Here is an 18,804-nt window from a genome sequence, read left to right as displayed (position 1 = left end):
GGGGTGAAGTCGTAACAAGGTAGCCGTATCGGAAGGTGCGGCTGGATCACCTCCTTTCTATGGAGTATTTAACTCTAGTCGACGAACAACCTCGGTTGTTTGCGCTTTGGTCTTTTGTTCAGTTTTGGAAGAATTCATTTCTTTCACTTAATAGTAACTAACTTCTTTTAATAGAAGGTAGAGACTCGGTTCTTTGAAACAGGCATTATCTAGTTTTGAGAGAACCCGCTTAAATGTGAACTAAGATACCTTATAAGGAATCCGAGGTTCAATATATAGTCTGGTGGCGATAGCAAAGAGGTCACACCCGTTCCCATGCCGAACACGGTCGTTAAGCTCTTTTGCGCCGATGGTAGTTGGGGGCTTCCCCCTGTGAGAGTAGGACGTTGCCAGGCAAGATTAAAGCATTCCGTTGAGGGGTGCTTTTTTTGTGTTCCGAGTATGCCAATATCTTCTAGAATTCAAGACCCGAACTGTGAAGGTATTCAAAACAGTTAGCTTAACCAGCTTCTAATCCTTTAAACAATCGAATTGTATCAAATCTAATGGTGTTTTTATTTTTAGTACCCTGTATTCAACGATTGGGCCGATTTTCGATCTGTGTTTCCGAGTGAGCTTTTCTCTTTAATATTAGGTGATAAGATTAAAATGCGGTGTGGAATAATACCCTGGGTTTAGCAATCATGCGATTTCATCTTTCTTTATCTCTTCGTTCGTAGTCTTTCCAATGGATAACTTGTCTCCGTTTACTCAGATTAACTTATTAATGTTCATTGTACGTTTAAAAATAGAGATGATAGGACTTTGCGAAAATACTTGTACATTATAAGACCTTTTATAACGTCTTTTATGCTAATTCACTGTAATTACTTTACGGAGTTTTGATATAGTTTGTAATGCCAAAAGCAGATCAACTTAAGGTGAGGCTGGCTATTATTTGTAAATTTCTAGATTTTGGCACAAAAATTGCAAGATGAGTGATGAATACTAAAAAAGGAGGAAAAGCTAATGTGCTATGAAAATATCATCGCTTATAAAGATGGGGGAATTGGTGTTATTAAATTTAATCGACCTGAAGTAAGAAATGCATTGGATTCAAAGACACTTGAAGAAATAGAGCAAGCAATGGAAGTATGGGGAAAACCACGAAGGAGTTAAAGTCATTGTTTTTACAGGTGAGGGAGAAAAGTCTTTTGCTGCTGGAGCTGATATTAATCAACTAAAAGAAAAACGAGCGAAAGATGCTTTGTTACCAGGTTTATCAGGAGTATGCCAGAAAATTGAAGGTAGTAGCGAAGTAACGATTGCAGCAGCAATTAATGGTTATGCACTAGGTGGTGGATGTGAGTTAGCTCTTTTTCTTGTTTTTTTAAAATGGTGAGTTTTTCTTACAAATTAATTAGAATTAAAGTTGGTTTAGTTATAATGAAGTAAATCATTTGAAAGGAGTGTGTGATGATGTTTGTTTTCTATAAGATACAGAATTAAGTGCTTTAAAAAACGGAAGGTGTTCATTCACATTAGAGTCCTAATGGAATCTGTTTTCAAAGGTGGGGAGTTATTACTAAATTATTAGTAAAAACTAAAAATTAAGGAGGAATTAAATGGCTTCTATTTATTCTGCTATAAAATGCCCTTATTGCGGTCGTTCTGCAATTGAGGATTTTAATTACACCAGCGATGAAAAATATATTAGCTGCATTCGTTGCGGGTATAATTATACTAAAATTCTAAAAGAGGGGAGTAATGATCTTAACGAATTTGAGGAAGATAGTCGGGAGGGACATGGTGTATTTTCCTTAATGAAAAAGGATGGAAAGCGGGAGATGAGGTTGTTTAATCATCGTTTATCAAATGATGCTCTTGAAACGTATAAGAGAATGTTTCTAGGAAATAGTGTTGATCAGGAAAAAAGCTATCTTATTATGTACGAAGATGAGATCTTCTCTATTGTATTAGGGTCTCCATCAGAAAACTTCTATTTGTCCTTTGAAGAATATAAAGAAAAAATGTTTAAAAAGTATGGCAATAATAATGATTTCGAATTTATTGTTCCTATTGAAGAATAGATAGTGAAAAAATAATACTCAAGTGTTTGGATGATGGAAAAAGGATATTTTGAAGTGAAGGTATTCAACTTCATTTAGCATGGATTAATTTATTCACATAACTGCGTTAGTAATTTATTAGGGTTGATTAAAGGTTTAGTCAGGCTAAAGTGTAGAGGTTCTGTTATGTTATAATAACTACAATTAGAGTACTTACTTAAAAGGCGGCGCGAGTCTCTAGAACATAAATAATTTTTTTAGAGAGGATGTCTTATATGGAAAGATCTGAATTAATCCTTAAGGAATTACAATTGTTGAACCGACGAGTAAATGAATTTGATTCAAACATGGTTACGAAGCATGATCTCGGGAGTGTAGCTACTAAGAAAGATCTTGAAAACATGGTTATGAAGCATGATCTCGAGAGTGTAGCTACTAAGAAAGATCTTGAAAACATGATTACGAAACGTGATCTCGAGAATTTTGCTACTAAGAAAGATCTTGAAAACGTAGTTACTAAGCAAGACTTTGAGCAATTGAGTAAAAAGCTTGATGCTATCGCTTTACAAGTTGCCCATAATACTGAACAAGAAGTTATCTTGAAAGATGTATCTCAAAAAGTTAGAGACCACGAAACGGACATTCGATTGATTAAACGTATGATGACGAACAAATAACTTCGCAGAAATGACCTCACGAAGCTCCAAAGTATCAGTATCTTCCAAGAAGTCTATCTTTATTTATGAAAGGCTATGACCATTTTTTTGAGTTACTTTGAATTCCAATATGTCACCTATAACATATCCTCGTATACCTCCTTATCCAGTAGAACCCAATTGCAATAAAAGAAAATCGCAATTCTAATATATGAGCGATTTAGGAAAATTTCCGTTTCGACAGTAAAAAGAGTTATCCATCTCCTACTGATTATTTGTAAATACATGAACTCTCCGAAATACTACATACTGAAAGTGACTCCTTCCGTCCTTTTAGTTGCTGTGATATGATAATTAAATCGATAAAGATTGGGAGGGAGTCGATAAGTTCGTTTTGGGTGTGGCTGTTATTATTAGTCGTTTCGTGGGGGTTGTCTTTTGGACATATTTCAGCAGCGCGGTGGCTTCCCCCTGTGAGTGGTGGAAAAATGGAAAGCATTCCGTTCAGGGGTGCTTTTTTTGATGTCTTTTTAACAGGCGAACCATGTATAATGGAATTTATGTCTTTGCCATAAAATAGTAAGCTTAATAACTGATAAATTTAATAATAGAAAGGTGTCTTTCATTCATGCTTCAAAATCCAACAGGAAAAGAGCGTCTTGGCTTAGCATTTTTACTCGGAATGTTAGCTGTATTAGGGCCTCTTAATATTGATATGTATTTACCGAGTTTTCCGGAAATTGCGGATGATTTAGGGGCTCGTGCCTCTTTGGTGCAGCTTAGTTTAACGGCTTGTTTGCTTGGTCTGGCTGCTGGTCAAGTGGTGGTGGGGCCGATTAGTGATGCGCAGGGGAGGAAAAAGCCGTTATTAATTTCGATTTTCTTATTTGCGCTGTCTTCGATTCTTTGTGCGTTTGCGCCTACTATTGTCGTGTTGGTCGTAGCACGGTTTTTACAAGGGTTTACGGCTGCGGCTGGGGTTGTGATTGCGCGGGCGGTTGTTCGTGATGTGTTTAGTGGCCGTGAACTGACGAAGTTTTTTGCGCTTTTAATGGTGATTAATGCGGTTGCGCCAATGGCGGCTCCGATGGCTGGGGGAGCAATTTTGCTTTTACCTTTTGCGAGCTGGAATTCTATTTTTTATTTTTTAAGTTTAATTGGTTTGTTTATTGTCTTGATGGTGGCGCTGAAGTTAAAGGAGACGTTACCTCCGGAGAAGCGGATTCCCAGTTCGGTTGGTAGTTCAGTGCGGACGATGGGGAGCTTGTTTAAGGATCGGAGCTTTATTGGCTATGCGCTAACCGTTGGCTTCATTCATGGGGGGAGTTTTGCTTATGTGGCGGGAACGCCGTTTGTGTACCAGGGGATTTATGGGGTGTCGCCTCAAGTGTTCAGTGTGTTGTTTGGAATTAATGGCTTAGCGATTATTTTAGGGAGCTTTATTATCGGACGTTTTGGCGGGACTGTTCACGAGAGGGACTTGCTGCGTGTGGCTGTTAAGATTGCGGTGAGTGCAACGATCTTCTTGCTTGTGATGACGATCATCGAAGGGCCGCTTGCGCTCTTAGTCATTCCGATCTTTGTTTACATGACTTCAATGGGGATGGTGACGACTAGTACATTTGCCTTGGCGATGGAACATCAAGCTCATCGTGCGGGAACTGCGAGTGCGTTGCTTGGGACGTTCTCGTTATTACTTGGATCGCTTGTTTCTCCGCTTGTCGGGATTAATGAAACAACTGCTGTGCCGATGGGGGCGATTTTGTTTACAACGTCTTTTATTGGGGCGGTTGCATTCTTTAAGCTGACGAAAGAGAAGGGAGTAGATGAAGAGGTGTGGTTAGAGAAGGAAGGGTGAACTCTTCCTTTTTTCATTTGCGTGTGGTTTTAAGGCTTGAAGAGTTGCGATCAAGGTAATGGAAATGTGTTTTGCTAAAAGGATGATGGACATGAATATCAATCAGCTTCTAGATTTTGTGGTGGTTGGGAGTTGGGGTCACCAGAATTCGATTGAGTGATAATGATTCGGTTATTACGTTTATATCCGAGAGCTTTGAATCGGGAGCGCAGTAAACATTCATGAGTATTTGGGAAAAGAGAAGCAGAGAATCCGGCCAGCGGTTCTCTGCTTCTCTTTTCATGTAAATCCTACATTCTTACATCAAATGAACTTTGACTCTCCATTTCTTCCTTTTGCCATGATTGGAGGTATTTTTTGCGGTAGCCTTCAACTTAAGAAGCAAAAAGGGAAACTAATCGACAGTGTTGAGAAAGGAATCAGTGAAGTAAAGGGACAGATCGAGGAGAGGGTTTTTCCATCTATAATTGACTAATTCAAAGAACAGAGCGAACAAAACATGGAAATAGGGCGAAAAGTCCTTTATGAGCAGTTGGCTGCTCGTATACTAACAGCAGCTGAGAGAGCTTCAAGACCGCAACAAGACATACTATGAATCTCTAGATGAATTACTTGTTTATGAACAAGCTCTTATAGTATCAAGGGATGAGCTGCTTACGAACAAGCGTATCATCCCTTATTACATATTTTTGTTTTCTGGTTAACTTATTTTTAACGAGTTTCTCTTATTTTTGCTTTTCTTTTTGTTGGCACGTGCTGGTGTATAACCGTTGGCATAAACCGTTCCTTGACCAATTTCTAGTTTTTCAATGAGTTCTTCATGACTTGTAACATTATTGTGTTTGCAAGCTTGAAGATATACTTGCGCTGCCACTTGTGCGTCCTCGAGTGCATGGTGGTGTTTAAATTCAATCTGTAAATGCTCTGCGACCACATTCAGTGAATAACTATGTAGACCATGCCATGTTTTTTTAGAAACATTAACGGTACAGTTATAAGAAAACGAAGGATATTCGAGCCTACACTCATCAAGTGAGTACCTCAATACGGACATATCAAAACTTGCATTATGGGCAATGACGAGGTTTCCTTCTAGTAAATGGGAGATGTCCTTCCACACTTCATTAAATGATGGGGCGCCCTTGACATCTTCAGGGGTAATCCCATGAATTCTTACACAAATGGGGTCAAAGTACATATCGTTTGGTTTAATTAATTGATAATATTCTTCGGCAATCTTGCCATTTTTCACAACAACAAGTCCAATCGAACAAACACTCGAACGATTCGTATTAGCTGTTTCAAAGTCTATCGCAACAAAATCCAATCGGACTCCTCCTAATAATAAAAAGTATCGACGTTCCAAATAACTCTATTAATATTTAAGTATAACGTATATTTAAGTGAATTCCACATAAAATATTAAATTGATAGGCTTTTGAACGTAGGATAAAGGGACAATATAAATTAAAAAAAGCACGTTTTCGTCACAATAATGCACGGTGTACTCTTCAATTCTATCTTAATCCTTCTATAACGAGCTGATTCACCGGTAAAAACATTCCGCCTATTTCCCCCAATTTATCCCAGCTTTATTTTAGTGCTGTTTAGCCTATCCTATGTAACGGAGGTGTTATTATGGCTAAAGATAGAAGATTTCCGTCAGCTATGAACAATGTTGGTGAACCCGAAAATATGAGCCCGATTAATGAGTCAACTAATCGATCTGATTCAAAGCCACCTGTTGTTGAAATTAATAAACCTCTTGAAACCGAAGACCCTCTTGAAATAAGAGAGCCCGGTTCAGTTACTTTGATTTAATTTTGAGGTAAAGTGCATTTGTGCACTTTACCTCTACTTCTTGGTATAACACATATTATTACAACAAAATTGAGCCAACAACTGCTCCTGATGAAAGTAAAAAAAATTGAGAATGAACAGAATAAAGTGATCAGTAGGAACTGAAAATATAAACTGTTGACCAACACGAAGCACTCTAGATTGAAGAGTTGATGGGGAAGGATATAAGTTACACAGGATAAATTGACGATTAAATAGTTCTCTCAATTTTTTTAACAAATGACAAGCTTAGTGTTTTTGTGAAATACACCTAACTTAAAGAGTGCGTTAGTTAAAGAGAAGTTCAAAAGAGTCACATATTTGACCTGTAAAATATGGAACTCTCTTTTAGTAGCAGGTTGATATTACCTCATCTTACGAAAATTTAAAAATAATTGGTTGTTTATTTTTTTGTCTCCTTAGCTCAATTGATTTGAGTAATTAGTGATTCCCTCGACTAAGTGAATGTTGGTTCGAATCAAACAGGGTATGCTACAGAACTCATTTTCCTATATAGAACATATAGTAAATAAAAGGGAGATGATTAGTAATGATTAAAAAATTTTATGTTACATTTGAATATGTAAATGGAAAAACAGCGTGTTATGAACTAGCTCCAGGTCGAGGGCTTGCGGGAATAAAGGAACAAATTAAAAAATTTAGGTGGTATGAAGTATCAAGCACAGAGATAGTTAATTTAGATAATGTTTTAAGTGTAAAAATTGAAGAAGTGGAATAAAGAAAGGAAGGCATCTGTAAAGGGTACTTTTCTTATGTTTAGTTAATTTACCATTTAGATCACCAATTAATGCCACGTATCGCTCATGGACCAAGTCCATACTAGCGGTACCTGGTTTTTTTTATTTTTAAAAAACTTAAATTTTTTTCTATTCCACTTCGTCTTAATAGGGTGAGTTAATATAATTCCTTAGTATAAATGGTTTAATAGGGTTTATTAAATAGAGGAAAGTGAAAAAGTATAAATAGCAAAAAAATTACACAGACCAATGCGAGCAAACTAGTTTTAGGAGCAATATAATGCGTTATAAATGCTTCTATTATAGCAAAAAGAACCTTGATCTAATTTTAAAAGGTCGACAATATTTAGGAGGTAATTTGTGAAAAATCTACAGGAGACTTTAAAAAAAATTGATCAAAAAGGATATAAGGCTTACAAAGATATACAAGGAAAATATCAGTTTTCGCGCTATGTATTACATATTGATTATGTCCAGGGAGATCCATTTGCCAATCCCTCTAAAATTCGAGTCGTCGTCCCCAGAAAGGAAACAGAAATAAGCCAAAAATGGACGAATAATAGATATCGTAAAATTGGTTGTGAAGATTTCGTGGCCCGTAAAATCCATGAAAAGTTGCTAGGCGTGCATAAGAGGATAGGTGGAACAGGTAAAAGTGGGGATATAGATATTGATCATCCTAATCAAAAAGTGATTGAACGGACAGCCATACAATTAGAAGATCATTTTATGACGATTTGTTTATCAATCGGTTTACCTGCAAATGGACGACGTATTTTAGGAAGTGAAGCTAAGAAAATCTTTTTTCAAATTATCCCAGAAGTGATTGAAAGATCAGTGTACGAGATAAAAGAAAATGAAATTCAAGATGTAATTTACTTATGTGACCAGCAAGAAACCATTCGTCAGTATTTAAAAGAGCACGGATTAGTTTCCTTTATTGCTAACGGATCCATTTTGCCGAGGGAGACGGGGATAAGCGATAAGCCATTAAAAAAGGGAGCGATTCCATTTCAAAGCCCGAAAGATATGAACATTTCGATTCCGGTCCCTCACCGTGATAAACCTCTTGAAGGGATGGTGATACGAAAAGGAATTACGTTAATTGTTGGTGGAGGTTATCATGGGAAATCTACTTTACTACAAGCAATTGAACATGGGGTCTATAACCATATTGAAGGCGATGGAAGAGAATTTGTTATAACAGATGAAGCAGCTGTTAAAATTCGCGCTGAGGACGGACGGAGCATCTCGAAGGTTGACATATCGCCATTTATTGGAGAGCTTCCATACGAAAAAGATACGACCCATTTCACAACAGAAAATGCAAGTGGAAGTACATCTCAAGCAGCTAATATTATCGAAATGCTTGAAGCTGGTGCCAGAACAATTCTAATAGATGAAGATACGAGTGCAACGAACTTTATGATCCGTGATGCAAGGATGCAAGCATTAATTGCTAAAGAATCAGAACCTATCACCCCCTTTGTTGATAAAGTTGGCTTATTAAAACAAGATTACCATGTCTCAACCATCTTAGTGATGGGAGGATCAGGAGACTATTTTAATGTAGCTGATTATGTGATCAAAATGGAAGAGTACCTACCATATGATGTGACGAAAGAAGCAAAACGAATTGCTGAAACGATTCAAGTAAACCGAAAAAATGAAGGTGGTCATCTATTCGGTAAGATACAAGAACGTATTCCACTTGCTAAAAGTTTAAATAGTAAAAAAGGAAATAAACATAAAGTGATTGCGCGTGGACGTTTCCATATTCAATACGGGAACACAGATATTCAGTTGCATGATCTAGAACAATTAGTTGATGATAGCCAAACGAGAATGATTGCAGATGTATTGTTTTATTTAGAGCGAAACGATATTCTTTCAAAAAAAATGACGGTACAGCAAATTCTCAATGCCATCGAAGTACAAATAGAAAAAGAAGGACTAAGTTTCGTCTCGCTTCATAAAGGACATCCGGGCGAATTAGCACGTCCACGTAGGTATGAAATCGCTGCTACTTTGAATCGTTTACGTACTTTGTATTGCGAGTAATGATTAGCGTTGTATTAGTTCATATGTTCTAATCATTTAAATGAAATTAGAATAAATAGATGAGAATCAACTTACATGATGTGATTGAAGTCAGAAACCTTGTTCAGTTTTGAAGGAACTTCCTTCAATTATATAGTAGCTAACTTTGTTAGATCGAAGTTAGAGACTTGGTTCTTTGAAAACTAGATAATGCAAATAGAAACCATGTAAGTTCATCGTCATCTTATTTTAATAAGAGAAGATCGAACGCGCATGCCAAGAATTATTGACATTTTATTTAAATGTCTTAAACGACTTTTTTTCATATGAATCGTTTTTGGCAAAGAGAACCGAGCAGATCGAGAAACACGAAGCTGACGAAGACGTGCGTTGTGTTATCTGCAGCCAAAAAGATACTTATAAGGAATCCGAGGTTCAATATATAGTCTGGTGGCGATAGCGAAGAGGTCACACCCGTTCCTATGCCGAACACGGTCGTTAAGCTCTTTTGCGCCGATGGTAGTTGGGGGCTTCCACCTGTGAGAGTAGGACGTTGCCAGGCACATGAAAGCATTCCGTTGAGGGATGCTTTTTTTATGTCTTTTAAGCACTCATGACAGTTCCAAAAGTGATGCAAGCTGAATTGAATATTTTTAAAACTTTTTAACAAAATAAAAAAGTAATACAAAATTTATAGACAAAGGAAGTAGAGCTGTAATGACTCAATCAAAATCACAAGAAGAACGTCAATTTCGAGCGCGTAAAGAAGCGCAAAACCCCCATGGGAAGATAAAGTCTTTAAAAAAATTAGCTAATGAGGCGAAAAAAGAATAGCAAATAAAGATAACCTGCCTGTGGGTAGGTTATCTTTGTTTGAAGAATTTTCCGGAAAAATCGCCACTATTTTTGAAGAAGCAGCAACTGGTGTTGAACAAAGTACTGCATCCATCAGCAAACTAATTCACCGATGAAGAAAATTTCAGGCTGTGCTGATGATCTAGCTTAATTAGCGGAGATGATCGGGTGAAAAAGTTCCATCTACTTACTAAATTTTAAAATATACGTTTCAAGCTCGGGGAATACATCACGTCCTCATTTGGCATGGGTTATATCGGGGGCTGTTTTAATTTTGACTCATTTTGATTTTCCACTTGACAAAATGAAGTAGCCATCTTATTCCACTAAAGCGTGCGCTGCTTGAATAAACGGAACATCGCTGTCCTTGATCCACTAACAAGCAGTTAGTTTAACATCACACTCAAAGTTTCTGTGTACAATTGAGGATAACGGTGTAGCAAGATATGTTCCCTGCAAAAATTAATTTAGGTTATCATTTTTGTTGTCAATATAGAGTTTTCCGTCTTTTTGAACTTCAGCATAAAAGACATCAGAAACAGAACGAATATCAGCTTGTTGTAATTGTTGATCCAACCATTGTTTATCTAGATTTAATTTCTCCAAGTTTTCTTGATCAACTTTCCCATCTGAAATAACAGATGTAGCAATAGGAAAAATATTTGTATTAACTTGTCTAATATTCAGGTCACTTTTAATCACTGGTTGCTTTGATTCTTTTTTCATAACTGAAAGCTTACCATCGATTTCAAAAATAGCATATTCAACGTCAGAAATAGAAAATATATTTTTTTGTCTTAATAACGCTTTCAAGGCGTCTATATCTAGACGTTCTTTACGAAGCTGATCTTCCATAATCTGCCCGTTTTTTATAAAGATTCTTGGTTGACCCTCGAGAAGATTACGAGCTTTTTTAGATTTTATATCAATATATCCCATAAATATAGTAATTGCACTCCATCCTACTAATGCTAAAACACCATTTCTAATACTTACATTTGAATTGATTACTAGGTTGGCTGTCATTGCACCAATTGTAATGCCTGATACAAAATTAATAAAAGTCATTTCAGATAATTCTTTTCTTCCCATAATCCTAGTTAGTACTAATAAGGTTATAAATGCGATAACAATTCTAAGTAATAAATTTGAAATTGTCATATCCGAACTCCTTTTAGGTTGATCCATTATTGCTTACTGTATTCATTTTTCCCTAACCTGTATAACATATGCTTTAAAAGGTACGGAAACAAAAATAGAAAGTACCATAAAGATGAGTTTAATCATGGAAGGCAGTTCTTTACATAGTAATATTATCTTAATAGGAGAAATTTCAGATGCTCAATAGGAGGAGTTTGGTGAGGAAGATAAGAATTGCTTTATTGCACTTATTACCTATTGCTGGGGATATTAAATATAATCAAAATCTTATAGTAAACAAGCAGCAGAAAAAAATGTGAATTGGGTTATAACTCCAGAATTAGCTACTAGCGGATTACAGTTTACTCATATCATTGGAACTGATTGGATTAACCAACAACCTGTTAAATGGATGACTCATTTTCATAACATTGTTGAGTCGCTAAAAACAACTGTATTCGTTGGTTGTGCAGAAAAGTTAAAACAGGATAATAAACTATACAATTCAGTTTTTGTGATTAATCAGAAAGGTGAATTGATAGGAAAACAAAAAAAGATTGCAAGGGTAGATAATTGGTCTGCATCAGGTGAGTTCATTGAACCAATAGATTTGGGGTATATAAAAGTTGGTGTGTTGATATGTGCAGATTCCTACACAAAAAATATTGCGGATATATTGTTGAGCAAAGGGGCAGAAATCCTAGTTGCTCCCGCGTCTTGGGGACCAGGTTTTCACGGACCGAATGGTGAGTGGGAACACAGGTCCATTGATACTGGATTGCCAATATTTGTGTGTAATCGTACTGGGAAAGATAAAACTGTTTCCTTTTGGGAAGCAGAAAGCTTGGTTATTAAGAATGGGAAACGACTGCTTTCACATAAATCTGCACAATCTGCAATTTTAATTTTTGATTGGAATTTGGATGACATGAATTTAATTTCTTCTAAATTTGAAATTATTTATATGGATTGACTTTATTTTTAAATAAAGTTCTTCAACAAACGGAAGCGATGCTTGAACAAAAAGCATCGCTTCCTTGTTCGACTAACAGCAAAGGAAGAAAAAAAGCAGAAAAAAATGTAGCTTTTTACTTTTTTCTTTGAATAAACCCTTCTTTTTTATCGATAATAACTATGTATTAATAGTTAATAGGAGATGAATGGATGAAAGAGAGAATGTTAAAGTTGATGTTAGTTGTTGTACTTTTGTTTTGTTTTCAAATTGCGGATATCATGACTGTTAATGCTAATGAGCCAGCCTCGGGTGATGTAGAGCAGCAGCGCTGGTGGAAAAAAGACAAACAAGATAAGCCTAAGGAAGACTTTCCTGATCTTAGAGGGGGACCTGAAAATCCAGAGCGAGTTCGTCAGCTGCCTATTGATATGACGATTTTACAGCAACGGTATCCAGATACTTTTATCTTACAGGGGCCTACTGATCAAAATAGGATCGCTTTAACCTTCGATGATGGCCCTGACCCACGTTTTACTGAGGATGTATTAAATATATTAAATCAGTACAATGTACCTGGTACGTTTTTCTTAATGGGGTCGCGAGCTGTCGCTTATCCTGAAATTGTTGAACGGATTAATAATGAAGGCCATGTCATTGGAAACCATACATACTTCCACCCTAACCTTGTTAAAGAGGCCGATTTACCAACACTAGAGAGGGAAGTAACAAGAACCGAAGACGTTCTGAATGACATTATTGGTTATCGTACAAATCTATTCCGACCTCCATATGGTTTTTTATATAATGAATTGGTCGAAAAGCTTGCTGAAATGCAATATTTAGTTATTGGCTGGTCAGTGGATTCGTTGGATTGGGAGGAAGACCCACCAGAAGTCATCGCATCAAATGTGTTAGAGAACGTTTATCCAGGAGCAATTATTCTCATGCATGACGGTGCAGATTGGGATGGAGATAGAACAAATACAATCGAATCTCTTCATCAAATTATCCCTGCATTGCAAGAACAAGGGTATGAGTTTGTCACAGTACCAGAATTGTTGAATGTTCCATTCGCGAAATGAAAATGAGCCGACAGTCCAGACGCTGTCGGTTGTTTTTTTACAGGCACCACCCGACTGTATAGTGAACGGACTGTCGTTCAGTTATTTTGCGAAAAATCCAGAATAAATTAATATTTTAGAGAGTGATATTGCTTATGCAGTTATAATATATTGATTACAATAGTGAGGATGAATTAAGTTATCTTGGTAAGCTAGGCGAACAGCCACGTTAATAAATAATAAATTGATTATAACTTGGTGCGATGCTTTAATAACAGAGCATCGCTTTCTTTGTTCGACTAACTACGCAAAAGAGTTGAATCAGAAATACTATATAAATTGAGAAATACATAATAAAGAAATTATCTTAGGAGGAAAGAACAAATGAAAAGTGCAAACCCTTACTTATTTATAGAAAATTGCAAAGAGGAAATGAAATTTTATCAAGGTATATTTGGCGGCGGTATAAAGAATGTTCAGTTAGCTGACGGTATTGAAATGTTCAAGGATCACGAGGATAAAATTCTACATGCTGAATTGCATCTCGGAGAAAGTGTTATTCATTTTTCTGATACTTTTGGAAGTGTAAATAAGGGAGACAACGTCAAAATAACACTGGAGCTTGAAAAATGAGAGTGAAATTAGAAAGGTTTATAATTCACTTATTGTTGATGGGCATGCTTCACTAGAACTACAAGAAACATTCTGGGGAGCATTACATGCCAATGTAACTGATAAAAATGGTATCGGTTGGCTTTTTAATTTTCAAAAGTAAATTCTTGTAACAGAATTTTTTTCGTGAATTGATACCTTCTTATTAATAAGTATGAAGTTAGGTGAAGTCGCTGAAACAAGCCTAAGTAATTGCTAACACAGAGTTATATAAGTCCTATGTTTGTTAACGTTAATAACTATAATACTTACTATATAATGCTGCAAATTTAGTCTTTTTCTTATCTTTACTTACGTTGAATACAGTGGGAAATCATACTACATATAAGAGCAGGTAAGCTTAAGAAGAAATCATTATGAGTCATTCGAATAAAGTGATAAATTAAGCACAAAATGAAAAGGAAAATGAATACCGTAATATAAATAAGATGAAATGTAGGAGTGAAAGTATGGATAAAAACAAAGGGAAAACACCAAATGTATCAGGTAGTTTTCAAGTGATTGAAGATGACCGAAAAGAAACTCTTGAGGAATTGAAAAAAGACAACAGATTAGATGAAGAAACGGAATACTACGCACGTATCTTTATGGAAGATTAGGCATTTGTATCAACTATCGGATTGTAATACTTGATGGGCTGGCTGCTATTGCCGGCTTTTTTGGACAATGGTTTTCACCGATTAAGCTTCAAGTTTTTGAAGGAAATGTGAAAACAATGAAATTAGATCGCTATACGAAAAAATTAACGACAGATATTTTCTTGAAATTATTACTTTTTGCGCAGCTCCAAGAAATCGAAAGTCTACACGTATTGGGCGATTCCCTATTTGAAGACCAGCTTCAAATAGGCGTTGATCTTGATTCCATTAGCATTTCACAGCTGTCACGTCGATTAAACGGCATGAATCCAGATATCTTCCAGCTACTTTTCCTTGATTTAGTACTCAAATTCATATAAAAACGCATGCTACCAAACTCATGATGCCCTTAAAAATCATCGATTCAAGCACATTGCCACTCAATTTGACGAATCATCGGTGGGCAAAATTCCGCAAGACAAAGGCGGGTGTAAAGGTACATCTGCGGCTTGTATTTATGGAAAAAGGAACATCTTATCCAGAAAAAGCCGTGCTGACAACCGCGAGAGAACATGATCGTGGTCAACTTGAAGTACTGGTAGATGACAAGAAATGCATGTATGTGTTTGACCGTGGCTATCTTGATTATGAACGTTTTGACCGCATGACAGATGAAGGTTATTTTTTCTTATCAAGACTACGAAAGAACGCCGTCATAAGGGAAATGTATGACTTCAAACTAGAAGAAGATACCTCAGTTTTGTCGGATCAAATGGTGTTAATTGGCACGTCGCAAAATCGTTCAGAAAACTTTTTTCGATTACTAAAAGTACTTGATTCAAAAGGAAATGAACTACACTTGATCACAAATCGTTTTGATTTGAGTGCCGAGGAAATTTCAGAGATGTACAAATCGTGCTGGGCGATTGAATTATTTTTCAAATGGATTAAACAGCATCTCAAAATCAAAAAGTTCTACGGTCAAAGCGAACGGGCGATTCACAATCAAGTGTTTATTGCACTGATCGTCTTTTGCCTCCATGTTCTCGTACAGCTCGAAACGAAAAGTAAGCGTAAAATCTTGCAACTTAGTCGTTATTTAAGGGCTGCTTTGCGGAAACCAGCATCTAGTTGGCTGCGGAAAATTGAGGGAAAATCCATCCTTTATGAACAAAGTATTGTCGTCCCATCAGTCTATTGTAAATATATACCAAATAGATGGAACCTTTTGTTTGGGTATTAACTTTTACAGTAATTTTAAAAAATAAAAAATAAGATTTTAATTGGTTTTGTACGTAAAAAATATTCCTAAGATGTTAGTAATATTTTATATATGTTAAAGGATTGAGAACGCCAAACTAAATTTAAGTTTGGCGTTTATCAATTTATATCATAACTTTTGATTATTTAATTCGAGTAAACTTACAGTTGACCAACTTTTTATTTAATCTTTTAAAATACTAAGAAAATCTTAAGAATTGCATTAATTATTTGTTAAGATTTTGTTGATATCATTCCCTTAGAACGAATAATAAAGAGGTGATGATATCCAATGTTTAAAATCATATTTAGGAGGAAATTTCATGAACATCTTGGTTTGTGATGATGATAAAGCAATTGTAGATGCAATAGGGATCTATTTAGAAAATGAAGGCTATCAAATATTCAAAGCTTTTAATGGACTAGAAGCTATAGAAGTAATTGAAGATCATGAGATTCATCTTATTATCATGGATGTGATGATGCCTAAGATGGATGGTATCAGAGCTACCATGAAAATTAGAGAAAAAAGTAATATACCCTTGATCTTCCTTTCTGCAAAATCTGAGGATTCGGATAAGATATTAGGATTAAATTTTGGAGCAGATGACTATATTATCAAGCCGTATAATCCCTTGGAACTGATAGCAAGAGTTAAGTCACAGCTGAGAAGATATACATCATTAGGAGGTCTTGAAACTAGGAGTAATGTATTTCAAACAGGGGGACTAATTATCGATGATGAAAGTAAAACAATTACAGTCGATGAGGTAGAAGTTCATGTTACACCAGTGCAATATAAGATCCTAAAGCTACTGACTGAAAACGCAGGTAAAGTATTCTCCATTGAAGAAATTTATGAGAAGGTATGGAACGAACCGGCCCATAGTCCAGAAAATACGGTATCTGTTCATATAAGAAAAATCAGAGAGAAAATTGAAATAAATCCGAAAGAACCAAAATATTTGAAGGTGGTGTGGGGGATTGGATATAAAGTTGGAAAAATATAGCCATTTATTCATAACAAAAGTCGTTGTTTTTATTATTGCTGCAATCTGTTTGACAGGTGTAATGAAGGCTTTCGTTGAAGTAGTTGTTGAAAATGACGGCGATTTTAGTATCGTGATGGAAGACCATTATTTTAAAAGTAGGTCATATGTACAGGAAAGTGACAGCCTCGTCGGTAACCTCACAATCCTTTTAGAGGAATATAAGAATGAGGACCATATTTTGAGTGGCGGAACCATTGGTGAGGATGAATGGAGAAATGTAGAAGAAAACTTATTTTCAGATTTTAAGTTCCATTCTAAAAGTTATAATCCTGAGTTAACTAAAGAGAAAAATCATGAAATGTTTAAGCAAGAATATGTTGACGAAATCTCCCAGGCAAAGGAAAAGATGATTAAGAATGATTTAAAAGAATATCATTTGCTTATGCAAAATCTAGAAGAGTACGAGGTACCATTGTTTTATGCAAGTGATGGCACAAATGTTTTTACAAACACGACAATGACAGAAAAAAAGAAGTTTGAAAACTACCCTTCCTATATGATATTTGAGAATTATAAACAAGAGATTTTTCCGAACGAACTGAAAGAAAATGAGTATTTATATGGGTTAACACAACACATAGATCGATTGGATCCAGAAAACACGATTATTTATGTTGCCTTTACGGAAGAATTTTTAGATTCTAAAACAAAAGAATGGCATGAAAACAAAGCGATTGTCACAAAAAACTTATATAAATTAGTAGGATTCTTAACAGGATTTATTCTTTCATTTTTCTATCTCGTACTTGTAATAGGAAGAAAGTCATTTAAGGATCAAGAGTTGCACTTATACACAATAGATAGGATTTACAATGATATAAAGATTGTAATAGGTATCCTTCTTATACCACTTTGGGTTTCGTTGGTAGATGAGCTATTTGAAAAGATTACTATATTCCTCATACCAATAACTGTTCCTATTACCATCGTTGGATTAGTACTGTTTCTGTCACTTGTGAAGCATTTCAAAAATAAAACATTTTTCAAGCATACATTGATCTTTAATCTATTCTATAACTTAGTTAAATTCGTAGGAGATGTATATAGAAGCGGAAGTGTAGGCGTAAAGACGGTACTAATCGTAATCGCTTACCCGATATTAGTTGCTTTAACGTTCTTCATGTTTCCGGTAACCATTGGTATAGCAGCCTGGTTTGCCTACAAAAAGATCAAGGCCTTTAAAGCATTACAGGAAGGGGTAGAAACAATAAAAGATGGAAATCTTCAACATCGAATCGAAGTGAGTGGAACAGGAGAATTTGGAAGGCTTGCTTCTAATATTAACAGCATTACTGATGGATTGAAAAAAGCAGTAGATAGTGAACTCAAAAGTGAGCGGTTAAAAACGGAACTCATTACCAATGTATCACATGATATTAGAACTCCTTTAACTTCAATTATTACTTATGTTGATCTATTAAAAAATGAAAAGGACTCATCAAAGACCGAAGAATATATTGAAGTACTAGAGCAAAAATCGAAAAGGCTAAAAATATTAACCGATGATTTATTTGAAGCAGCAAAGGCTTCTAGCGGAAATATTCCCGTTACTTATGAGAAAATTGATATCGTATCTTTAATTACCCAAGGTCTAGGGGAAGTAAATGACAAAATTCAAGCAATGGATTTAGAATTTAAGATGAATTATCCAAAGGATAAGCTCTATATTACAGCAGATGGAAAATTATTGTGGCGATCCATAGAGAACTTATTATCAAATATATTTAATTATGCAGCCGATGGATCAAGGGTATATATAGATATCGAGGATTTGGGCAACGAAATGCTTCTTACCTTCAAAAATATTTCAGCAACGGAGTTAAATATCTCAGCAGACGAATTAATGGAACGCTTTAAAAGAGGGGATGAATCCAGAACTAGCCAAGGCAGTGGACTCGGCTTATCCATCGCGAACCTAATTGAAATCCAAATGGGGAGATTTAACATCCACGTTGACGGCGATTTATTTAAGGCTAGTATCCACTTACCTAAGTATAAATTTAGTAATGAGTGATTGATAATTGCAAAACGA

The 18,804-nt window shown here is 35.7% G+C and carries 17 protein-coding genes, 3 rRNA genes and 1 pseudogene; 19 read left to right on the top strand and 2 right to left on the bottom strand.

From position 1 onward, the window contains the following. The 7 genes from LDX58_RS23435 to LDX58_RS23405 form a co-directional block, all read left to right on the top strand. Positions 1–57 (top strand): 16S ribosomal RNA (locus tag LDX58_RS23435); the annotation flags it as partial. A gap of 222 nt (positions 58–279) precedes the next feature. Beyond that, positions 280–395 (top strand): 5S ribosomal RNA (gene rrf, locus LDX58_RS23430). A gap of 613 nt (positions 396–1,008) precedes the next feature. Further along, the gene (locus LDX58_RS23425) at positions 1,009–1,158 is read left to right on the top strand and encodes a hypothetical protein (protein WP_227939878.1); all 150 of its coding nucleotides are present in this window, start codon (positions 1,009–1,011) and stop codon (positions 1,156–1,158) included. Positions 1,159–1,162: 4 nt separating this feature from the next. After that, positions 1,163–1,381, top strand: a complete 219-nt coding sequence (locus LDX58_RS23420) for an enoyl-CoA hydratase/isomerase family protein (protein ID WP_227939887.1) — start codon at positions 1,163–1,165, stop codon at positions 1,379–1,381. 223 nt (positions 1,382–1,604) lie between these two features. Beyond that, positions 1,605–2,069, top strand: coding sequence for a hypothetical protein (locus tag LDX58_RS23415; RefSeq protein ID WP_227939876.1), 465 nt, complete (start codon positions 1,605–1,607; stop codon positions 2,067–2,069). A gap of 254 nt (positions 2,070–2,323) precedes the next feature. Next, the gene (locus LDX58_RS23410) at positions 2,324–2,725 is read left to right on the top strand and encodes a hypothetical protein (protein WP_227939874.1); all 402 of its coding nucleotides are present in this window, start codon (positions 2,324–2,326) and stop codon (positions 2,723–2,725) included. 607 nt (positions 2,726–3,332) lie between these two features. Then, positions 3,333–4,562: a Bcr/CflA family efflux MFS transporter gene (locus tag LDX58_RS23405; RefSeq protein ID WP_227939872.1), complete on the top strand. Its 1,230-nt coding sequence runs from the start codon at positions 3,333–3,335 to the stop codon at positions 4,560–4,562. Positions 4,563–5,262: 700 nt separating this feature from the next. Here LDX58_RS23405 and LDX58_RS23400 read toward each other — a convergent pair. Continuing rightward, a complete protein-coding gene (locus LDX58_RS23400) occupies positions 5,263–5,889 on the bottom strand; it encodes an exonuclease domain-containing protein (RefSeq protein ID WP_227939870.1) in 627 nt (208 codons plus the stop codon). Positions 5,890–6,200: 311 nt separating this feature from the next. Here LDX58_RS23400 and LDX58_RS23395 point away from each other — a divergent pair, with 311 nt between their 5' ends. The 5 genes from LDX58_RS23395 to LDX58_RS23375 all read left to right on the top strand — a co-directional run bounded on the left by LDX58_RS23395 (position 6,201) and on the right by LDX58_RS23375 (position 10,033). Further along, positions 6,201–6,383, top strand: coding sequence for a hypothetical protein (locus LDX58_RS23395; RefSeq protein WP_227939866.1), 183 nt, complete (start codon positions 6,201–6,203; stop codon positions 6,381–6,383). Between the two features lie 568 nt (positions 6,384–6,951). Beyond that, the gene (locus LDX58_RS23390; RefSeq protein ID WP_227939864.1) at positions 6,952–7,140 is read left to right on the top strand and encodes a hypothetical protein; all 189 of its coding nucleotides are present in this window, start codon (positions 6,952–6,954) and stop codon (positions 7,138–7,140) included. Between the two features lie 379 nt (positions 7,141–7,519). Next, positions 7,520–9,220: an ABC-ATPase domain-containing protein gene (locus tag LDX58_RS23385; RefSeq protein ID WP_227939863.1), complete on the top strand. Its 1,701-nt coding sequence runs from the start codon at positions 7,520–7,522 to the stop codon at positions 9,218–9,220. A 425-nt stretch (positions 9,221–9,645) separates the two neighbouring features. Continuing rightward, positions 9,646–9,761: ribosomal RNA gene (rrf, locus tag LDX58_RS23380) — 5S ribosomal RNA — on the top strand. Positions 9,762–9,916: 155 nt separating this feature from the next. Continuing rightward, positions 9,917–10,033 carry a DUF6254 family protein gene (locus LDX58_RS23375; RefSeq protein ID WP_227939862.1) on the top strand — a complete coding sequence of 39 codons (117 nt, stop codon included), beginning with the start codon at positions 9,917–9,919 and terminating at the stop codon, positions 10,031–10,033. A 483-nt stretch (positions 10,034–10,516) separates the two neighbouring features. Here the strand turns inward: LDX58_RS23375 and LDX58_RS23370 are convergent, their stop codons facing one another. Next, entirely contained in the window at positions 10,517–11,215 is a 699-nt protein-coding gene (locus LDX58_RS23370; RefSeq protein ID WP_227939861.1) for a YetF domain-containing protein, read from the bottom strand. 295 nt (positions 11,216–11,510) lie between these two features. Here LDX58_RS23370 and LDX58_RS23365 point away from each other — a divergent pair, with 295 nt between their 5' ends. From LDX58_RS23365 to LDX58_RS23335, 7 genes and pseudogenes are all read left to right on the top strand, one after another. Further along, positions 11,511–12,167 carry a carbon-nitrogen hydrolase family protein gene (locus tag LDX58_RS23365; RefSeq protein WP_227939860.1) on the top strand — a complete coding sequence of 219 codons (657 nt, stop codon included), beginning with the start codon at positions 11,511–11,513 and terminating at the stop codon, positions 12,165–12,167. Positions 12,168–12,358: 191 nt separating this feature from the next. Beyond that, positions 12,359–13,231, top strand: coding sequence for a polysaccharide deacetylase family protein (locus LDX58_RS23360; protein ID WP_227939859.1), 873 nt, complete (start codon positions 12,359–12,361; stop codon positions 13,229–13,231). Positions 13,232–13,594: 363 nt separating this feature from the next. Further along, the gene (locus LDX58_RS26525; protein ID WP_308017603.1) at positions 13,595–13,843 is read left to right on the top strand and encodes a VOC family protein; all 249 of its coding nucleotides are present in this window, start codon (positions 13,595–13,597) and stop codon (positions 13,841–13,843) included. 488 nt (positions 13,844–14,331) lie between these two features. Next, on the top strand, positions 14,332–14,481 hold the full coding sequence (locus LDX58_RS23350; RefSeq protein ID WP_227939858.1) for a hypothetical protein: 150 nt from the start codon (positions 14,332–14,334) through the stop codon (positions 14,479–14,481). A gap of 38 nt (positions 14,482–14,519) precedes the next feature. After that, a pseudogene (locus tag LDX58_RS23345) lies at positions 14,520–15,703 on the top strand (IS4 family transposase). Positions 15,704–16,043: 340 nt separating this feature from the next. After that, complete coding sequence (locus tag LDX58_RS23340; RefSeq protein ID WP_227939856.1) at positions 16,044–16,730, top strand: response regulator transcription factor; 687 nt, start codon at positions 16,044–16,046, stop codon at positions 16,728–16,730. Continuing rightward, positions 16,705–18,786: a HAMP domain-containing sensor histidine kinase gene (locus LDX58_RS23335; RefSeq protein ID WP_227939854.1), complete on the top strand. Its 2,082-nt coding sequence runs from the start codon at positions 16,705–16,707 to the stop codon at positions 18,784–18,786. The genes LDX58_RS23340 and LDX58_RS23335 overlap by 26 nt, the downstream gene beginning before the upstream one ends. The last annotated feature ends 18 nt before the right edge of the window (positions 18,787–18,804 follow it).

The organism is Alkalihalobacillus deserti (assembly GCF_020734105.1).
Classification (GTDB): Bacteria; Bacillota; Bacilli; order Bacillales; family Bacillaceae_D; genus Halalkalibacter; species Halalkalibacter deserti.
The sequence above is the reverse complement of the archived record's forward strand: the minus strand, read 5'-3'. Positions and strand labels throughout refer to the sequence as shown.

Excerpts from the sequence above, each read along its gene's own strand:
- LDX58_RS23425 (WP_227939878.1), top strand. The coding sequence starts at position 1,009 with ATGTGCTATGAAAATATCATCGCTTATAAAGATGGGGGAATTGGTGTT.
- LDX58_RS23415 (WP_227939876.1), top strand. The coding sequence starts at position 1,605 with ATGGCTTCTATTTATTCTGCTATAAAATGCCCTTATTGCGGTCGTTCT.
- LDX58_RS23410 (WP_227939874.1), top strand. The coding sequence starts at position 2,324 with ATGGAAAGATCTGAATTAATCCTTAAGGAATTACAATTGTTGAACCGA.
- LDX58_RS23405 (WP_227939872.1), top strand. The coding sequence starts at position 3,333 with ATGCTTCAAAATCCAACAGGAAAAGAGCGTCTTGGCTTAGCATTTTTA.
- LDX58_RS23395 (WP_227939866.1), top strand. The coding sequence starts at position 6,201 with ATGGCTAAAGATAGAAGATTTCCGTCAGCTATGAACAATGTTGGTGAA.
- LDX58_RS23390 (WP_227939864.1), top strand. The coding sequence starts at position 6,952 with ATGATTAAAAAATTTTATGTTACATTTGAATATGTAAATGGAAAAACA.
- LDX58_RS23375 (WP_227939862.1), top strand. The coding sequence starts at position 9,917 with ATGACTCAATCAAAATCACAAGAAGAACGTCAATTTCGAGCGCGTAAA.
- LDX58_RS23370 (WP_227939861.1), bottom strand. The coding sequence starts at position 11,215 with ATGACAATTTCAAATTTATTACTTAGAATTGTTATCGCATTTATAACC.
- LDX58_RS23360 (WP_227939859.1), top strand. The coding sequence starts at position 12,359 with ATGAAAGAGAGAATGTTAAAGTTGATGTTAGTTGTTGTACTTTTGTTT.
- LDX58_RS26525 (WP_308017603.1), top strand. The coding sequence starts at position 13,595 with ATGAAAAGTGCAAACCCTTACTTATTTATAGAAAATTGCAAAGAGGAA.
- LDX58_RS23350 (WP_227939858.1), top strand. The coding sequence starts at position 14,332 with ATGGATAAAAACAAAGGGAAAACACCAAATGTATCAGGTAGTTTTCAA.
- LDX58_RS23340 (WP_227939856.1), top strand. The coding sequence starts at position 16,044 with ATGAACATCTTGGTTTGTGATGATGATAAAGCAATTGTAGATGCAATA.